Source organism: Pseudomonas sp. NBRC 100443, assembly GCF_030268185.1.
GTDB classification, from domain to species: domain Bacteria; phylum Pseudomonadota; class Gammaproteobacteria; order Pseudomonadales; family Pseudomonadaceae; genus Pseudomonas; species Pseudomonas citronellolis.
This window is the reverse complement of sequence record NZ_BSQE01000008.1, coordinates 94627-110369: the sequence shown is the minus strand read 5'-3', so window position 1 is coordinate 110369 and position 15743 is coordinate 94627. Positions and strand designations below refer to the sequence as shown.

The window sequence follows — 15743 nt, the reverse complement described above, 5'->3', positions numbered from 1 at the left end:
CGCGATCCGCCCCCTGCGCGACGGGCGTCGCGCAAGGGGCCCACTTTCTTGATCCAGGACGCACCATGAACCTGACAGGCAGCATGCTGATCGGCCAGCAGGCGGTCGCCGGGCGCCGCGAGGCGACCCGGGCCATCGACCCGGCCACCAATGAACCCCTCCAGCCGCCCTATGCCGGCGGCACCGGCGAGCAGGTGGAGCAGGCCTGCGCCCTGGCCTGGGCCGCCTTCGACCGCTACCGCGAAACCTCCCTGGAGGCGCGCGCCGGCTTCCTTGAAACCATCGCCGAGGAGATCGAGGCCCTGAGCGAGCAACTGATCGAGCGCGCGATGGCCGAGACCGGCCTGCCGCGCCAGCGCATCCAGGGCGAGCGTGGCCGCACCTGCCAGCAGTTGCGCACCTTCGCCCGCACCGTGCGCGCCGGCGAGTGGCTGGACGTGCGGGTGGACAGGGCGCTGCCCGAGCGCCAGCCGCTGCCGCGCCCGGACCTGCGCCAGCGCCAGGTGCCGCTGGGGCCGGTGGCCGTGTTCGGCGCCAGCAACTTCCCGCTGGCCTTCTCCGTTGCCGGCGGCGATACCGCCTCGGCCCTGGCCGCTGGCTGCCCGGTGGTGGTCAAGGCCCATGGCGCCCACCCCGGCACCAGCGAACTGGTGGGGCGCGCCGTGGCCCGCGCCGTGGCCAGGTGCGCCTTGCCGGAAGGCGTCTTCTCGCTGCTGTTCGGCTCCGGCCGCGAGGTTGGCACTGCCCTGGTGGCCGACCCGCGCATCAAGGCGGTGGGCTTTACCGGCTCGCGCAGCGGCGGCCTGGCCCTGTGCCGGGTGGCCCAGTCCCGCCCGGAGCCGATCCCGGTGTATGCGGAGATGAGTTCGATCAACCCGGTGTTCCTCTTCCCCGCGGCCCTGCAGACCCGCGGCGAGGCGTTGGCGCAGGGCTTCGTCGCCTCGCTGACCCAGGGCGCCGGCCAGTTCTGCACCAACCCGGGCCTGGTGGTCGCCCGCCAGGGGCCGGCGCTGGAGCGCTTCATCGCCGCGGCCGCCGAGCGGGTGCGGCGCAGCCCGGCGCAGACCATGCTGACGCCGGGGATCTTCCAGGCCTTCGAAGCCGGCGTCGCTGCGTTGGCCGGGCAGGCCCAGGCGCGTGTCCTGGCGAAGGGCCTGGAGGGCGGGGGGCCCAACCAGGGCCAGGCCCATCTGTTCGCGACCCGGGCGCAGGCGTTCCTCGCCGAGCCGGCGTTGCAGGCAGAGGTGTTCGGCGCCGCGTCGCTGATCGTGGAGTGCGCCGACGACGAGCAGGTGCGCCAGGTCGCCGAGCACCTGGAAGGCCAGCTAACCGCGACCTTGCACCTCGACGAGGCCGACCTGGACAGCGCCCGTGCGCTGCTGCCGACCCTGGAGCGCAAGGCCGGTCGCCTCTTGGTCAACGGCTGGCCGACCGGGGTGGAGGTGTGCGATGCCATGGTCCATGGCGGCCCCTTCCCGGCCACCTCGGATACGCGCACCACCTCGGTCGGCACCGCGGCCATCCTGCGTTTCCTGCGCCCGGTCTGCTACCAGGACTTCCCCGACGCCCTGCTGCCCGCCGCGCTGCGCCACGGCAACCCGCTGCAGTTGCGCCGCCTGCTCGATGGCCAGAGGGAAGCCCGGGAACATGCGTGACGTCCAGGCTTCGAACGGCCCGCAACCCCAGGCGGACATCGCCGTGATCGGCGCCGGCATCGTCGGCGTCGCCTGCGCCTTGCAACTGGCGCGCCAGGGGCTGCGGGTGCAGGTCGTCGACCAGCAGGCGCCGGGGCAGGGCGCCTCGTTCGGCAATGCCGGTCACCTGGCCACCGAGCAGGTGTTCCCCATCGCCGACCTGTCGATCCTCAGGCGCCTGCCGGCCATGCTCATGGACCCCATGGGCCCGCTACGCCTGGACTGGAAGTACCTGCCGCATGCTCTGCCATGGTTCGTGCGGCTGCTGCTGAACCTGCGCCCGGCGCCGTTCCGCCGCACCGTCGCCGGTATCCGTGCGCTCAACGAGGGCAGCCTGGAGGCCTGGCGGCGGATGTTGGCGGCCATCGAGCGCCCCGGCCTGTTGAAGGAGGACGGTTCCTTGCTGGTGTTCGAGCGCGCCGAGTCGCGCCAGGCGCTGGACGCGCTGCAGGCGCGCATGTGCCAGCAGGCGGTGCCGGTCGACTTCTGGCCCGCGCAGGCCGTGCGCGCCGCCGCCCCGCAACTCAGCGAGCGTCTGCTGGGCGGGCTGTTCTTTCCGCGCACGGGGCATTTCATCGACCCCTACCTCGTGGTCCGCGAACTGGTGGACGCCGCCCGTGCCCTGGGCGTGCAGTTCCTCCAGCGCAAGGTTCTCGGCGGGCAACTGCGGCAGGACGGCGTGGCGCTGGCCACGGCGGAAGGCGGCCTGCGGGCCCGCCAGGTGCTGATCGCCTGCGGCGCCCACTCGGCCGGGCTCACCGCGGCGCTGACCGGCCGCAAGGTACCCCTGGACACCGAGCGCGGCTATCACCTGATGCTGCCCCACGAGCACGATCGCCTGCCGTTCGCCGTCACCTCGCTGGAACGCCGGTTCATCATGACGCCCATGGCCGACGGCCTGAGGCTGGCCGGCACCGTGGAGTTCGCCGGCCTCGAAAGCCCGCCGAGCATGGAGCGCGCCTGGCAACTGCACCGGCTCAGCAAGGGCCTGTTCGGCCGCGACCTGAGCGCCGAGGCGGCCACGCCCTGGATGGGCATGCGCCCGTCGCTGCCGGACTCGCTGCCGATCATTGACCGGGTGTGCGAGGGCAGGGTGCTGCTCGCCTTCGGCCACCAGCACCTGGGCCTGACCCAGGCGGCGATCACCGCCGAGCATGTCGCCCGGCTGGCAACCGTGCCGGCAACGGGCAATGCGCCGCACGGCCTGCCGGGGCTCGACGCCTACAGGTTGGATCGGTTCTGACCCCTGGCCGGGGCCGCGGGACAGGTGCGGCCTCGCCAGCGTGACCCGGCGAAGCGGCTATGCGCGTGGGAGCGGGCTTCGGCTTGTCGCGGGCTTCCCGTCGGCAGGGCGGGAAAGGCCCTGCGAAAAAACGCCGCGAACGCTTAGAATCCGCCCCCCACCGTCCAGGCAGCTCCGTCCAGAAGTCATGGCGCTCGATCCTCCCACGATGTTGACCCTCTCGATCGCCCTGGCTGCGGCCGCCGCCCTGTACCTGGCCATAGAATGGCGCAACGTTCGCGAACCCTCGCTGCTGTTCTGGAGCGCGGGCTTTTCCACCATCGCCGTGGGCTCGACCCTCGCCCTGTTGCGCATGGGCGGCTTCCCGCTCCTGGGCATCTGGTTCGCCAACGGCCTGCTGATCATCGCCCACTGGCTGTTCCTGCTGGGCGTGGCGCGCTTCACCGAGGCGCGCCTGTCCCGCGCCTGGTACCTGATCTTCGTCGCCTGGACGGCCATGCTGCTGTTGCCGGACGGGCAGGCGTGGTCGAAGGTGATGCTGCTGGCCAACTCGCTGCTGGTGGCGCTGCCGACGCTGCGCGCCAGCGCGCTGCTGCGGCCCCACGGCAAGTCGCTGAGCGTGGGCGCCGGGCAGTTGCGCTACGTGTTGCTGCTGCACGGGCTGTTCTACCTGGGCAAGCCGCTGACGGCGCTGGTGCCGGGCACGCTGATCGACCTCACGGCCTTCCGCGGCGCGATCATCCAGGTCTCGCTGGTGGAAGGGGCGATGGCGATCATGCTGATCGCGCTGTCGATGACCGGCACCGAGCGTTACCGCCGCGAGAAGCGCATGGCCCGGCTGGCCGCCCGCGATCCGCTGACCGCGCTGTACAACCGCCGCGCCCTGGAAGTGCGCGCGCCGCGGTTGCTGGAGGAGGTCTGCAGCGCGCGGCCGGGCGCGTTGCTGCTGATCGACATCGACAACTTCAAGCTGGTCAACGACCTGCACGGCCACATCGCCGGCGACCGGCTGCTGGTCATGCTGAGCGAGATGATCCGCGCGCTGCTGCCCGGGGGCGCGCTCGCGGCCCGGCTGGGCGGCGACGAGTTCGTCATCCTGCTCGGCGACGTGACCGACGAGCGTGTCGTGGCGTTGGGCAGCGCGCTGCGCGAGCAGTTCCACCGGGCCGCCGCGCAGGCCTTCGCCACACCCGAGGCGGTGACCCTGAGCATCGGCGCCAGCCTGTTCGACCGGCCGCCGGCCAGCCTGGCGACGCTGATCGAGCTGGGCGACGCGGCGCTGTACGAATCCAAGCGCGGCGGGCGCGACAGCATCCGCCTGGTGGCCGGCGGCGAGGCGTAGGCCATGCCGAGACGCTCTTCGTAGGATGGGTTGAGCTTGCGAAACCCATCGGGCCATGGCGATGGGTATCGCTTCGCTCAACCCATCCTACGGTTCCGCTGCCGGGCAACTATGCTGCAGGCTATGCCGAAGCGCTTTTCGTAGGATGGGTTGAGCTTGCGAAACCCATCGGTTTCCGCTGCCGTGGACTCACCGTCCACGCCTCGCGCCACCCATTTCGACCGCCAGGGCTTCGCGGCGCGGCATGTCGCCGTGCCGGCCCTGGCGCAGCGAACGCCAGGAGGTCAACCCCATGAGCGCGATTCACATTCACCCCTCGCTGGACAACGGCATCCGCCCGGCCCGCGCCGATTTTGCCGGCGGCACCCTGCAATGCCTGTGCGCGACCGACAAGGTGGAGGTCGCGGTCGGCGCCCAGACGCTGCACAACCACGCCTGCGGCTGCACCAAGTGCTGGAAACCCGCGGGGGCGATCTTCTCGGTGGTGGCGGTGGTGCCGCGGGACAAGGTCAGCGTGGTGGCCCACCCCGAGAAGCTGCAGATCGTCGACGACAGCGCCGTCATCCAGCGCCACGCTTGCCGCGAGTGCGGCGCGCACCTGTTCGGGCGCATCGAGAACCCGGGGCACGCCTTCTACGGCCTGGACTTCGTGCATACCGAACTGTCCCCGCAGGAGGGCTGGTCGGCGCCGGGCTTCGCCGCCTTCGTCTCCTCGGTGATCGAGGGCGGCACCCCGCCGGCGCAGATGGACGCCATCCGCCAGCGCCTGCGCGAACTCAACCTGGAGCCCTATGACTGCCTGTCGCCGCCGCTGATGGACGCCCTGGCCACCCACGCCGCCAAGCAGAAGGGCACCTACCGCGAGGCCTGACGGCGCCGCCGGGGCGGCCGGCCACCTGATAGAGGCCCTCGGTCAGCGCGGGCCTCCTCAGGCATACTCCTGGCCAACAGAGCCCCGAGTCCGTCCCCATGCCCCACAGCAAGCCCCCGGCCGGCGCCCCCGGCGCCAGCGGTTTCGTCGAAGTGCGCGGCGCGCGCGAGCACAACCTCAAGGACGTGGATGTCGCCATCCCGCGCGATGCGCTGGTGGTGTTCTCCGGCGTGTCGGGTTCCGGCAAGTCCTCGCTGGCGTTCGGCACCCTGTATGCCGAGGCGCAGCGGCGCTACTTCGAGTCGGTGGCGCCCTATGCCCGGCGCCTGATCGACCAGGTGGGCGTGCCGGACGTCGACGCCATCGACGGCTTGCCGCCGGCGGTGGCGCTGCAGCAGCAACGCGGCGCCAGCAACGCGCGCTCCTCGGTGGGCAGCGTGACCACCCTGTCCAGCCTGGTGCGGATGATGTATTCGCGCGCCGGCACCTACCCGCCGGGCCAGCCGCTGCTGTACGCCGAGGACTTCTCGCCGAACACGCCGCAGGGCGCCTGCCCGGCCTGCCACGGCCTGGGCCACGTGTACGAGGTGACCGAGGCGCTGATGGTGCCGGACCCGTCGCTGAGCATCCGCGAAAAGGCCATCGCCGCCTGGCCGCCGGCCTGGCACGGGCAGAACCTGCGCGACATCCTCGTCACCCTGGGCTACGACGTCGACCGGCCCTGGCGCGACCTGCCGAAGAAGGACCGCGACTGGATCCTGTTCACCGAGGAAACGCCCACGGCGCCGGTGTACGCCGGTCTGACCCCCGCCGAGACCCGCGCCGCGCTCAAGCGCAAGCAGGAGCCCAGCTACATGGGCACCTTCACCGGTGCGCGGCGCTACGTGCTGCACACTTTCGCCAGCACCCAGAGCGCCCTGATGAGAAGGCGCGTGTCGCGCTTCATGGAGGGCCGGCCGTGCCCGGCGTGCGGCGGCAAGCGGCTCAAGGCCGAGGCGCTGGCGGTGACCTTCGGCGGGGTGGACATAGGCGCGCTGGCGCAGTTGCCCCTGGACCAGGTGGCGGCGCTGCTGGAGCCCATCGCCCAGGGCGACTTCCGCGCCCAGCCCGGCGCCGCGCTCTCGGAAGAGAAGCAACTGGCGGCGCGGCGCCTGGCCGAGGGCGTGGTGGCGCGGCTGCGCACGCTGCAGCAGCTGGGCCTGGGCTACCTGAGCCTGGACCGCGCCACTCCGAGCCTGTCCACCGGCGAGCTGCAGCGCCTGCGGCTGGCCACGCAGCTGAGCTCCATGCTGTTCGGCGTGGTCTACGTGCTCGACGAGCCCTCGGCCGGGCTGCATCCCTCCGACAGCCAGGCCCTGTACGACGCCCTGGACAGGCTGCGCGACGCCGGCAACTCGGTGTTCGTGGTGGAGCACGACCTGGAACTGATGCGCCGCGCGCAATGGCTGGTGGACGTCGGGCCCGACGCCGGCGAGCGCGGCGGCCGGGTGCTCTACAGCGGCGCCCCGGTGGGCCTGCGCGAAGTGGCGGAGTCGCGCACCGCCCGCTACCTGTTCGACGAGATTCCCGCGCCGCCCAGCCATGGGCGCGAGGCCGCCGGCTGGCTGGAACTGCGCGGCATCCACCGGCACAACCTGCGCGGGGTGGACGCGCGCATTCCGCTGGGCGTGCTCACCGCGGTCACCGGCATCTCCGGTTCGGGCAAGTCCAGCCTCATCGCCCAGGCGCTGCCCGAGCTGATGCTGGCGCACCTGGGGCACGAGCCCGAGGAGGATGGCGCGCCAGCCACCGACGAAGGCCCGGCGATCCTCGAAAGCACCGGCGGCCAACTGGCCGGCGACCTGACGGCGGTGCAGCGGGTGGTGCAGGTGGACCAGAAGCCCATCGGCCGCACGCCGCGCTCCAACCTGGCCACCTACACCGGCCTGTTCGACCACGTGCGCAAGCTGTTCGCCGCCACGCCCGATGCGCGCCGCCGCCGCTACGATGCCGGGCGCTTCTCGTTCAACGTGTCCAAGGGGCGCTGCGACACCTGCGAGGGCGAGGGCTTCGTCAGCGTAGAGCTGCTGTTCATGCCCAGCGTGTACGCGCCATGCCCCAGCTGCCACGGCGCCCGCTACAACGAGGCCACGCTGCAGGTGCGCTGGAATGGTCGCAACATCGCCGAGGTGCTGGGCATGACGGTGGAGGAGGCCGGCGACTTCTTCGCCGATGAGGACGCGGTGGCGCGCCCGCTGCGGCTGCTGCGCGAGATCGGCCTGGGCTACCTGCGCCTGGGGCAGCCGGCCACCGAGCTGTCCGGCGGCGAGGCGCAGCGCATCAAGCTGGCCACCGAACTGCAACGCAGCCAGCGCGGCCGCAGCCTGTACGTGCTGGACGAACCCACCACCGGCCTGCACGTGGCGGACATCGACCGGCTGATGCTGCAACTGCAACGGCTGGTCGATGCCGGCAACAGCGTGGTGATGATCGAACACGACATGCGCGTGGTGAGCCAGGCCGACTGGGTGATCGACGTCGGCCCGGGCGCCGGCCAGGCTGGCGGCCGCGTGGTGGCCAGCGGCACCCCGCAACAGCTGGCGCGGGCGAAGGGCAGCAGGACCGCGGCCTATCTCGCCGCGGAACTGGCGCGCTGTGCGCCGAACACGCGGCGCGCAAGGCGCTGAGGGCGGAACCGCTGGCGCAGAAGGTGCTCCTTCGAGCGCCTTCGCGCCGTCAGGCCCGCTTGGTGGAAGGCAGCAGGACGGTCAGGCAACCCAGCAGCGGCAGGTAGGAGCACAGCTTGTACACGTACTCGATGCCGTGGATGTCGGCCAGGTGGCCGAGCAGCGCGGCGCCGATGCCGCCGAAGCCGAACATCAGGCCGAAGAACACCCCGGCGATCATGCCGACGTTGCCGGGCACCAGCTCCTGGGCGAACACCACGATGGCGGAGAACGCCGAGGCGAGGATGAAGCCGATGATCATGCTCAGCACGCCGGTCCAGAACAGGTCGACGTAGGGCAGGGCCAGGGTGAAGGGGGCCACGCCGAGGATCGAGAACCAGATCACCGTCTTGCGCCCGATGCGGTCGCCCACCGGGCCGCCGAAGAAGGTGCCGGCGGCCACCGCGCCGAGGAACAGGAACAGGTACAGCTGCGAGCTGGCCACCGAGAGCTGGAACTTCTCGATCAGGTAGAAGGTGAAGTAGCTGGTGAAGCTGGCCATGTAGAAGTACTTGGAGAACACCAGCAGCGCCAGCACCACCAGCGCGGCGTTCACCCGGCCCCTGGACAGGCCGTGGGTGGCCTTGCCGCCCTGCTTGAGCTTGAACAGGTTCAGGTGGTTGCGGTACCAGCGGCTCAGCCCGTAGAGCACGCCGATGGCGAACACCGAGAACAGGCCGAACCAGGCCACGTGGCCCTGGCCGTAGGGCACGATGATGGCCGCGGCCAGCAGCGGGCCGAAGGCGCTGCCGGCATTGCCGCCGACCTGGAAGGTGGACTGCGCCAGGCCGTAGCGCCCGCCCGAGGCCAGGCGCGCGATGCGCGAGGTTTCCGGGTGGAAGGTCGAGGAGCCGATGCCCACCAGCGCCGAGGCCAGGAGGATGGCCGGGAAGCTGCCGACGAAGGCCAGCAGGAGGATGCCGACCAGCGTGCAGACGCTGCCGGCCGGCGCCAGCCAGGGCTTGGGATGGCGGTCGGTGTGGTAGCCCACCCAGGGCTGCAGCAGCGAGGCGGTCAGCTGGAAGGTCAGGGTGATCAGGCCGACCTGGGTGAAGCTCAGCCCGTAGTTGGCCTTGAGCACCGGGTAGATCGACGGCAGCACCGCCTGGATCAGGTCGTTGATCAGGTGGGCCAGGGCGCAGGCGCCGATCACGCGCATGACCAGGGGGCTTGCTTGGCTGGCGACGGACGCGGCAGCCGTGGGGGCGGCAGTAGTGGACATGGGACTCCGGGCAGCAAGGGGCGGCCGGCGCGCTGGCGCGGCCATCGTTTTTGGCGGAGGTCCTATGCTAGGCAGTACGTGTCCGTCCGTCTTGCGAGTTTCGGACGTCGGATATCGAGAAACGGGCAATTCGTTTCGGGCAGGCGCCGCAGAGGGCTGCAACGCGCGGGCGGTGGGTTCCACGGCAAAGCGAAACGGGACGCCAGGCGTCCCGTTTCGTCATTGACCGTAGGATGGGTCGAGCGAAGCGATACCCATCACCATGGCGGGTGGATCAGGCCAGCGCGGCGAGGTCGTTGCGCAGCTCGCGGGCCGCCGCGACCATGTTCACCAGGGCCGCTTCGGTCTCCGGCCAGGCGCGGGTCTTCAGGCCGCAGTCCGGGTTCACCCACAGGCGCTCGGCGGGGATGCGCTGGGCCGCCTTGCGCAGCAGCTTGACGATCTCTTCCCGGCTCGGCACGCGCGGCGAGTGGATGTCGTAGACGCCCGGGCCGATCTCGTTCGGGTAGTCGAACTTCTCGAAGGCCTCCAGCAGCTCCATGTCCGAACGCGAGGTCTCGATGGTGATCACGTCGGCGTCCATGGCGGCGATGGATTCGATCACGTCGTTGAACTCGCTGTAGCACATGTGGGTGTGAATCTGGGTTTCGTCGCGCACGCCCGAGGCGCATAGGCGGAAGGCCTCGGTGGCCCAGTCCAGGTAGTGCGCCCAGGCGCTCCTGCGCAGCGGCAGGCCTTCGCGGAAGGCGGCTTCGTCGATCTGCACGATCCTGATGCCGGCGGCTTCCAGGTCCACCACTTCGTCGCGGATGGCCAGGGCCAGTTGGCGCGCCTGGACCTCGCGGGGCACGTCCTCGCGCGGGAAGGACCACATCAGCATGGTCACCGGGCCGGTCAGCATGCCCTTCATCACCTTGTCGGTGAGGCTCTGGGCATAGGTGATCCACTCCACGGTCATGGCCTTCGGGCGGCTCAGGTCGCCGTAGATCACCGCCGGCTTCACGCAGCGCGAACCGTAGCTCTGCACCCAGCCGAAGCGGGTGAAGACGTAGCCGTCGAGCTGCTCGGCGAAGTACTCGACCATGTCGTTGCGCTCGGCTTCGCCGTGCACCAGCACGTCCAGGCCCAGTTGCTCCTGGATCTGCACCGCGTGGCGGATTTCGCTGTGCATGGCCTCGGTGTACTCGGCCTCGCTCAGCTTGCCCTGCTTGAACGACTGGCGCGCCAGGCGGATGGCCGAGGTCTGCGGGAAGGAGCCGATGGTGGTGGTGGGGAAGGCCGGCAGGTCCAGGCCGGCGCGCTGCTTGGCGATGCGCTCGGCGAAGGCGGAATGGCGCTGGGCGTCGGCCGGCTGGATGGCGGCCAGGCGGGCCTGCACGGCCGGCTTGTGGATGCGCGGCGAGGCGGCGCGGCTGGCCTGTACGGCGCGGCTCTGCTCCAGGGCGGCAACCACGTCGGCGGCCTGCGGCTCGGTGGCGGCGCGGGCCAGCACGGCCACTTCGGCGCACTTCTGCACGGCGAAGGCCAGCCAGCTCTTCAGCTCGGCATCCAGCTTGTCTTCACGTTCCAGGTCCACCGGGCTGTGCAGCAGCGAGCAGGAGGGCGCGAGCCACAGGCGCTCGCCGAGGCGTTCCTGGGCGTGGCGCACCACGTCCAGGGCCTTTTCCAGGTCGCAGCGCCAGACGTTGCGGCCGTTGACCAGGCCCAGCGACACGACCTTGTAGGCCGGCAGGCGGTCGAGGATGCTCGGGAACTGTTCCGGCGCGCGCACCAGGTCGATGTGCAGGCCGTCGACCGGCAGGTTCGCGGCCAGGCCGAGGTTGTCTTCCAGGCCGCCGAAGTAGGTGGCCAGCAGCTTTTTCAGCGGCTCGCCCTGCAGCAGGTTGTAGGTGCGCTCGAAGGCGTTCTTCCAGTCCTGGGGCAGGTCGAGGACCAGGATCGGTTCGTCGATCTGCACCCATTCCACGCCCTGTGCGGCCAGGCGGCGGAAGATCTGCCCGTAGAGCGGCAGCAGGCGGTCGAGCAGGTCGAGCTTGTTGAAGCTGTTCGTTTCAGAATCAGCACCTTTGGTCTTGCCCAGCCACAGGTAGGTCAGCGGGCCGATCACCACGGGCTTGACGTCATGGCCGAGGGCCTTGGCTTCGTCGACCTCTTCGAACAGCTGTTCCCAGCTCAGCGCGAACTGCTGGTCGGCAGTGAACTCGGGGACCAGGTAGTGGTAGTTGGTGTCGAACCACTTGGTCATCTCTTGCGCATGGGCGCCGCCGCAGCAGCTGTCGCTGCGGTCCGTCGCCACGGCGCCACGGGCCATGCCGAAGAGGGTCTGCAGGGTCGGCTTGGCGTCGCCATGGCCGCGGAAGCGCTCGGGGATGACGCCGAAGGTCAGCGAGTGGGTCAGCACCTGGTCGTACCAGGCGAAATCGCCCACCGGCAGCAGCTCGATGCCGGCATCCTTCTGCGCCTGCCAGTGAGTGGCGCGCAGTTGCTTGCCGACGGCGCGCAGGCCGGCTTCGTCCAGCTCGCCTTTCCAGAAGGCTTCCAGGGCTTTCTTCAGTTCGCGGTCCCGGCCGATACGCGGGAAGCCGAGGTTGTGGGCCAATGCCATGGGTGAATCTCTCCATTGAAAAACCAGTGGAGGGATTCTCGGGACCGGTGGTTCATGAGACAAACTCAATTTATTTGCTATGAAATCAAGTTTTACTCATGATCGAGCTTCGTCATCTACCTCGGCGCTGGGGCTTTCCCCCGGATCGCGGATGAATCCGCTCCTACCGTTCGGCCTCTTGCGCCGAGCCTCCCTGTAGGAGCGGGCCCTGCCCGCGAATCGCGCGCAGGGCGCGCTCCTACAGGGCAATGGCGTGGGTGGGGATTGCGTAGGAGCGGACTCCGTCCGCGATTTTCGGCTGCAGGCTGGGCATCGATGCCAGGTCCAAGAGCCCCTCACCCCAGACCTCTCCCGGAGGGAGAGGGAGCTAGCCCGTGCCGAGAGGAGGCCGGGTTTCCGCCGGCAATCCCTGTGCTGGCCGGATAACGCCGAAACACTTGCCTACTGCGCCGAGGCGCGCCTCAACGGATGGGTTGAGCTTGCGATACCCATCGACCCCTGGTGATGGGTATCGCTTCGCTCAACGCCATCCTACGACGGCGTTTCCCTCGCGATTGCCAACACACGCCGGCCTGCCGGCCGGATCGCGGATGAATCCGCTCCTACCGTTCGGCCTCTTGCGCCGAGTCTCCTTGTAGGAGCGGGCCCTGCCCGCGAATCGCGCGCAGGGCGCGCTCCTACAGGGGAATGGCGTGGGTGGGATAGCGTAGGAGCGGACTCCGTCCGCGATTTCCGGCAACCGGCGAACACCCTCCGCGAGCAGGAACTCGCTAGGCATCCCGCAATTCGAATCGCGGGAACAGCGCTTCCAACTCGCGCCACAATGCCGCTGCGCCCTGCGGGGCCGGTGTTGCAATGAGCTGCGGATCGAGCTGCCGCCCACTGCGGGCCAGTTGCACCACGAAATTTTCCACGCCCACCCCGCGCAGGCGCGTGGCCAGGCGCCGTAGTCGCTCCAGGTCGAACAGCTGCCAATGCACTGTGGTCCTGCATTCATAAGCCACGCCGCTTTCCAGCAGCAGCTCCAGGCTGCGCCAGTTGGCCTGGCCGCTGCGGGGCACGCCGGTGATGGCGTCGCTGTCCTCGGCCAGGGCCTTCACGTCGAACCCCACCCAGTCCGTGTGCGGCAGCGCCCGGGCGAAGGCGCGCGGCTGGATGCCGGCGCTGTGCAGGCCGGTGCGCAAGCCCATCTCGCGCACCCTGGCCATGGCCCCGGGCAGCGCGGCCTGGAGGGTCGCTTCGCCGCCGCTGAACACCACGGCCTGCAGCAGGCCCTGGCGGCGCTGGAGGAAGGCCAGGACGTCCGCCCAGCGGATTTGTGCCTCGCCGCGCGCCGGGATCAGCTGCGGGTTGTGGCAGTAGCGGCAGCGCCAGGCGCAGCCCTGGCAGAACAGCACGCAGGCCAGCAGGCCGGGGTAGTCGAGGGTGGTCAGGGGCACCAGGCCCCCGACCCTGAGCTCAGCGCTCATCGCGTCTCGCGGAAGTGGCAGCGCTCGCGGTGCTCGGACTGCTTGCCGGCGTTGAAGGCCGACACCGGGCGGTGGTAGCCCATCACGCGGGTCCAGACTTCGCAGCGTTGGCGTTGGTTTTCGGGCAGTTGGTTGGCTTTCATCGGTAGAGCTCCTTTCTTGCGGTTGGTGAAGCGGGGTGTCGCCGGCTCAGCCGCCGCAGCTGCCGCAGCAACTGGCGGCGCGTTGTTGCAGCAGGGCTTCGTCGCACTTCGGGCAGAACTCGTGTTCGCCGGCGAGGTAGCCGTGCACCGGGCAGATGGAGAAGGTCGGCGTGACGGTGAGGTAGGGCAGGCGGAAGCGCCCGAGGGCGTTGCGCACCAGGGTCTTGCAGGCCTCTGCGCTGGAGATGCGCTCGGCCATGTATAGGTGCAGCACGGTGCCGCCGGTGTACTTGCATTGCAGGGCGTCCTGCAGCTCCAGCGCCTCGAAGGGGTCATCGGTGAGGCCCACCGGCAGCTGCGAGGAGTTGGTGTAGTAGGGCGCCTCCGGCGTGCCGGCCTGGAGGATGTCCGGGTGGCGCTTGCGGTCCTCGCGGGCGAAGCGGTAGGTGGTGCCCTCGGCGGGCGTCGCCTCCAGGTTGTAGAGGTGGCCGCTGTCTTCCTGGAAGCCGACCAGGCGCGCCCGCACGTGGTCCAGCAGCTCCAGCGCCATCTGCCGGCCGGCCTCGCTGTGCAGGCCTTCTCGGTCGCCGGTGAAGTTGCGGACCATCTCGTGCAGGCCGTTCACGCCGATGGTGGAGAAGTGGTTGCGCAGGGTGCCCAGGTAGCGCTTGGTGTAGGGGTAGAGTCCGGCGTCCATGTGCTGCTGGATGACCTTGCGCTTCACTTCCAGGCTGTCGAAGGCCAGCCCCAGCAGGTAGTCCAGCTGGCGGTGGAGCCCGGCGAGGTCGCCGCGGTGGCGGTAGCCCAGGCGCGCGCAGTTGAGCGTCACCACGCCGAGGGAGCCGGTCTGCTCCGCCGAGCCGAACAGGCCGTTGCCGCGCTTGAGCAGTTCGCGCACGTCCAACTGCAGGCGGCAGCACATGGAGCGCACCTGGTTGGGCTGCATGTCCGAGTTGAGGAAGTTCTGGAAGTACGGCAGGCCGTAGCGCGCGGTCATCTCGAACAGGCGCGTGGCGTTGTCGCTGTGCCAGGGGAAGTCGTGGGTGATGTTGTAGGTGGGGATGGGGAAGGTGAACACCCGGCCGTGGGCGTCGCCGGCCTGCATCACTTCGATGTAGGCGCGGTTGATCAGGTCCATCTCCGCCTGCAGCTCGCCGTAGGCGAAGGGCATTTCCTCGCCGCCGACGTAGGGGATCTGCTCGCGCAGGTCCTCCGGGCAGACCCAGTCGAAGGTCAGGTTGGTGAAGGGCGTCTGGGTGCCCCAGCGCGACGGCACGTTGAGGTTGTAGATGAACTCCTGGATGGCCTGGCGCACTTCGTCGTAGCCGAGGCCGTCCTTGCGCACGTAGGGTGCGAGGTAGGTATCGAAGGAGCTGAACGCCTGGGCGCCGGCCCACTCGTTCTGCAGGGTGCCGAGGAAGTTCACCATCTGCCCGAGGGCGCTGGACAGGTGCTTCGGCGGCCCGGCCTCGACGCGCCCCGGCACGCCGTTGAGGCCTTCGTTGAGCAGGGTGCGCAGCGACCAGCCGGCGCAGTAGCCGGCGAGCATGTCGAGGTCGTGGATGTGCAGGTCGGCTTCGCGGTGGGCGGCGGCGATGGCTTCGTCGTAGACCTCGTCCAGCCAGTAGTTGGCGGTGACCTTGCCGGAGACGTTGAGGATCAGCCCGCCCAGGGAATAGCCCTGGTTGGCGTTGGCGCGCACCCGCCAGTCTTCCCGCGAGAGGTACTCGTTCATCGACGCGGCGACGTCCACCAGCGTCTTGCGCTCGCGGCGCAGGCGGCCGTGGCGCTCGCGGTAGACGATGTAGGCCCGCGCGGTGGGGTAGTGCGCGGCTTCCATGAGGATGCGTTCGACCACGTCCTGCACCTGCTCCACGTCCAGCTCGCCCTCCGGCAGGCGCGACAGCACGCGGCGCGTCAGCGCCTGGGCATGGGCGGCGCTGAACTCGCCGCTGGCTTCGCCGGCGGCGGCGATGGCGCGTTCGATCTTGCTCGGGTCGAAGGGGGCGGCGGCGCCGTTGCGCTTGCGCAGGCGGGTGGGGAGAGGGGCGTTTCGGGTCTGGGTCATTGGACTGGATTCCACAACATGATGTGTTTTGAATTTTCAAGACAACAAGATGTTGTGGAATCTAATGGCGTCGGCCGGAGAAGGATTGACCTCGGTCAATGTTCGGCGCCGGAGGGTTTTCGCCATCGGAGGTATTGACCGGCTGGGCGCGGGTGTAGGAGCGGACTCCGTCCGCGAATGGGGTTTACCGGTGGCTGCGGTGTGTCGGGTGGATTCCGCACCCTCACCCCAGCCCTCTCCCGGAGGGAGAGGGGGCCGTTCGGCGTGGACGGATAGTTCAGCGTCAGCCGGCGAGTTCGCAGGGCGCATGGCCGTTCGCGGTTATGCGCCGTTGGCCGTGCCGCCGGGGCGCCCGACACCGCACCCGTAGGATGGGTTGAG

10 protein-coding genes are annotated in these 15743 nt (G+C 69.8%); 5 read left to right on the top strand and 5 right to left on the bottom strand.

Translation table 11 applies throughout. The features are described from left to right. Nucleotides 1-65 precede the first annotated feature (65 nt). The 5 genes from QSJ95_RS12685 (at nucleotide 66) to uvrA (ending at nucleotide 7816) form a co-directional block, all read left to right on the top strand. Nucleotides 66-1655, top strand: coding sequence for an aldehyde dehydrogenase (NADP(+)) (locus QSJ95_RS12685; RefSeq protein ID WP_285642777.1), 1590 nt, complete (start codon nucleotides 66-68; stop codon nucleotides 1653-1655). Then, nucleotides 1648-2937 carry an NAD(P)/FAD-dependent oxidoreductase gene (locus QSJ95_RS12680; protein ID WP_285642776.1) on the top strand — a complete coding sequence of 430 codons (1290 nt, stop codon included), beginning with the start codon at nucleotides 1648-1650 and terminating at the stop codon, nucleotides 2935-2937. Before QSJ95_RS12685 ends, QSJ95_RS12680 begins: the two co-directional genes overlap by 8 nt. Before the next feature lie 187 nt (nucleotides 2938-3124). Then, a complete protein-coding gene (locus tag QSJ95_RS12675; protein ID WP_285642774.1) occupies nucleotides 3125-4279 on the top strand; it encodes a GGDEF domain-containing protein in 1155 nt (384 codons plus the stop codon). A 292-nt stretch (nucleotides 4280-4571) separates the two neighbouring features. Next, nucleotides 4572-5150: an S-(hydroxymethyl)glutathione synthase gene (gfa, locus tag QSJ95_RS12670; RefSeq protein ID WP_069866015.1), complete on the top strand. Its 579-nt coding sequence runs from the start codon at nucleotides 4572-4574 to the stop codon at nucleotides 5148-5150. 98 nt (nucleotides 5151-5248) lie between these two features. Beyond that, entirely contained in the window at nucleotides 5249-7816 is a 2568-nt protein-coding gene (gene uvrA, locus QSJ95_RS12665) for an excinuclease ABC subunit UvrA (protein ID WP_285642770.1), read from the top strand. Nucleotides 7817-7865: 49 nt separating this feature from the next. On the opposite strand, the gene QSJ95_RS12660 is transcribed toward uvrA, so the two are convergent. The 5 genes from QSJ95_RS12660 to QSJ95_RS12640 all read right to left on the bottom strand — a co-directional run bounded on the left by QSJ95_RS12660 (nucleotide 7866) and on the right by QSJ95_RS12640 (nucleotide 15362). Next, nucleotides 7866-9077: an MFS transporter gene (locus QSJ95_RS12660; RefSeq protein ID WP_285642768.1), complete on the bottom strand. Its 1212-nt coding sequence runs from the start codon at nucleotides 9075-9077 to the stop codon at nucleotides 7866-7868. A 274-nt stretch (nucleotides 9078-9351) separates the two neighbouring features. Further along, entirely contained in the window at nucleotides 9352-11682 is a 2331-nt protein-coding gene (metE, locus tag QSJ95_RS12655; protein WP_285642766.1) for a 5-methyltetrahydropteroyltriglutamate--homocysteine S-methyltransferase, read from the bottom strand. A 770-nt stretch (nucleotides 11683-12452) separates the two neighbouring features. Beyond that, the gene (locus tag QSJ95_RS12650) at nucleotides 12453-13151 is read right to left on the bottom strand and encodes an anaerobic ribonucleoside-triphosphate reductase activating protein (protein ID WP_285642764.1); all 699 of its coding nucleotides are present in this window, start codon (nucleotides 13149-13151) and stop codon (nucleotides 12453-12455) included. After that, nucleotides 13148-13294 carry an anaerobic ribonucleoside-triphosphate reductase gene (gene nrdD, locus QSJ95_RS12645; protein ID WP_058489224.1) on the bottom strand — a complete coding sequence of 49 codons (147 nt, stop codon included), beginning with the start codon at nucleotides 13292-13294 and terminating at the stop codon, nucleotides 13148-13150. Before nrdD ends, QSJ95_RS12650 begins: the two co-directional genes overlap by 4 nt. Before the next feature lie 46 nt (nucleotides 13295-13340). Continuing rightward, nucleotides 13341-15362, bottom strand: coding sequence for a ribonucleoside triphosphate reductase (locus QSJ95_RS12640; RefSeq protein WP_285642762.1), 2022 nt, complete (start codon nucleotides 15360-15362; stop codon nucleotides 13341-13343). Nucleotides 15363-15743: the final 381 nt, after the last annotated feature.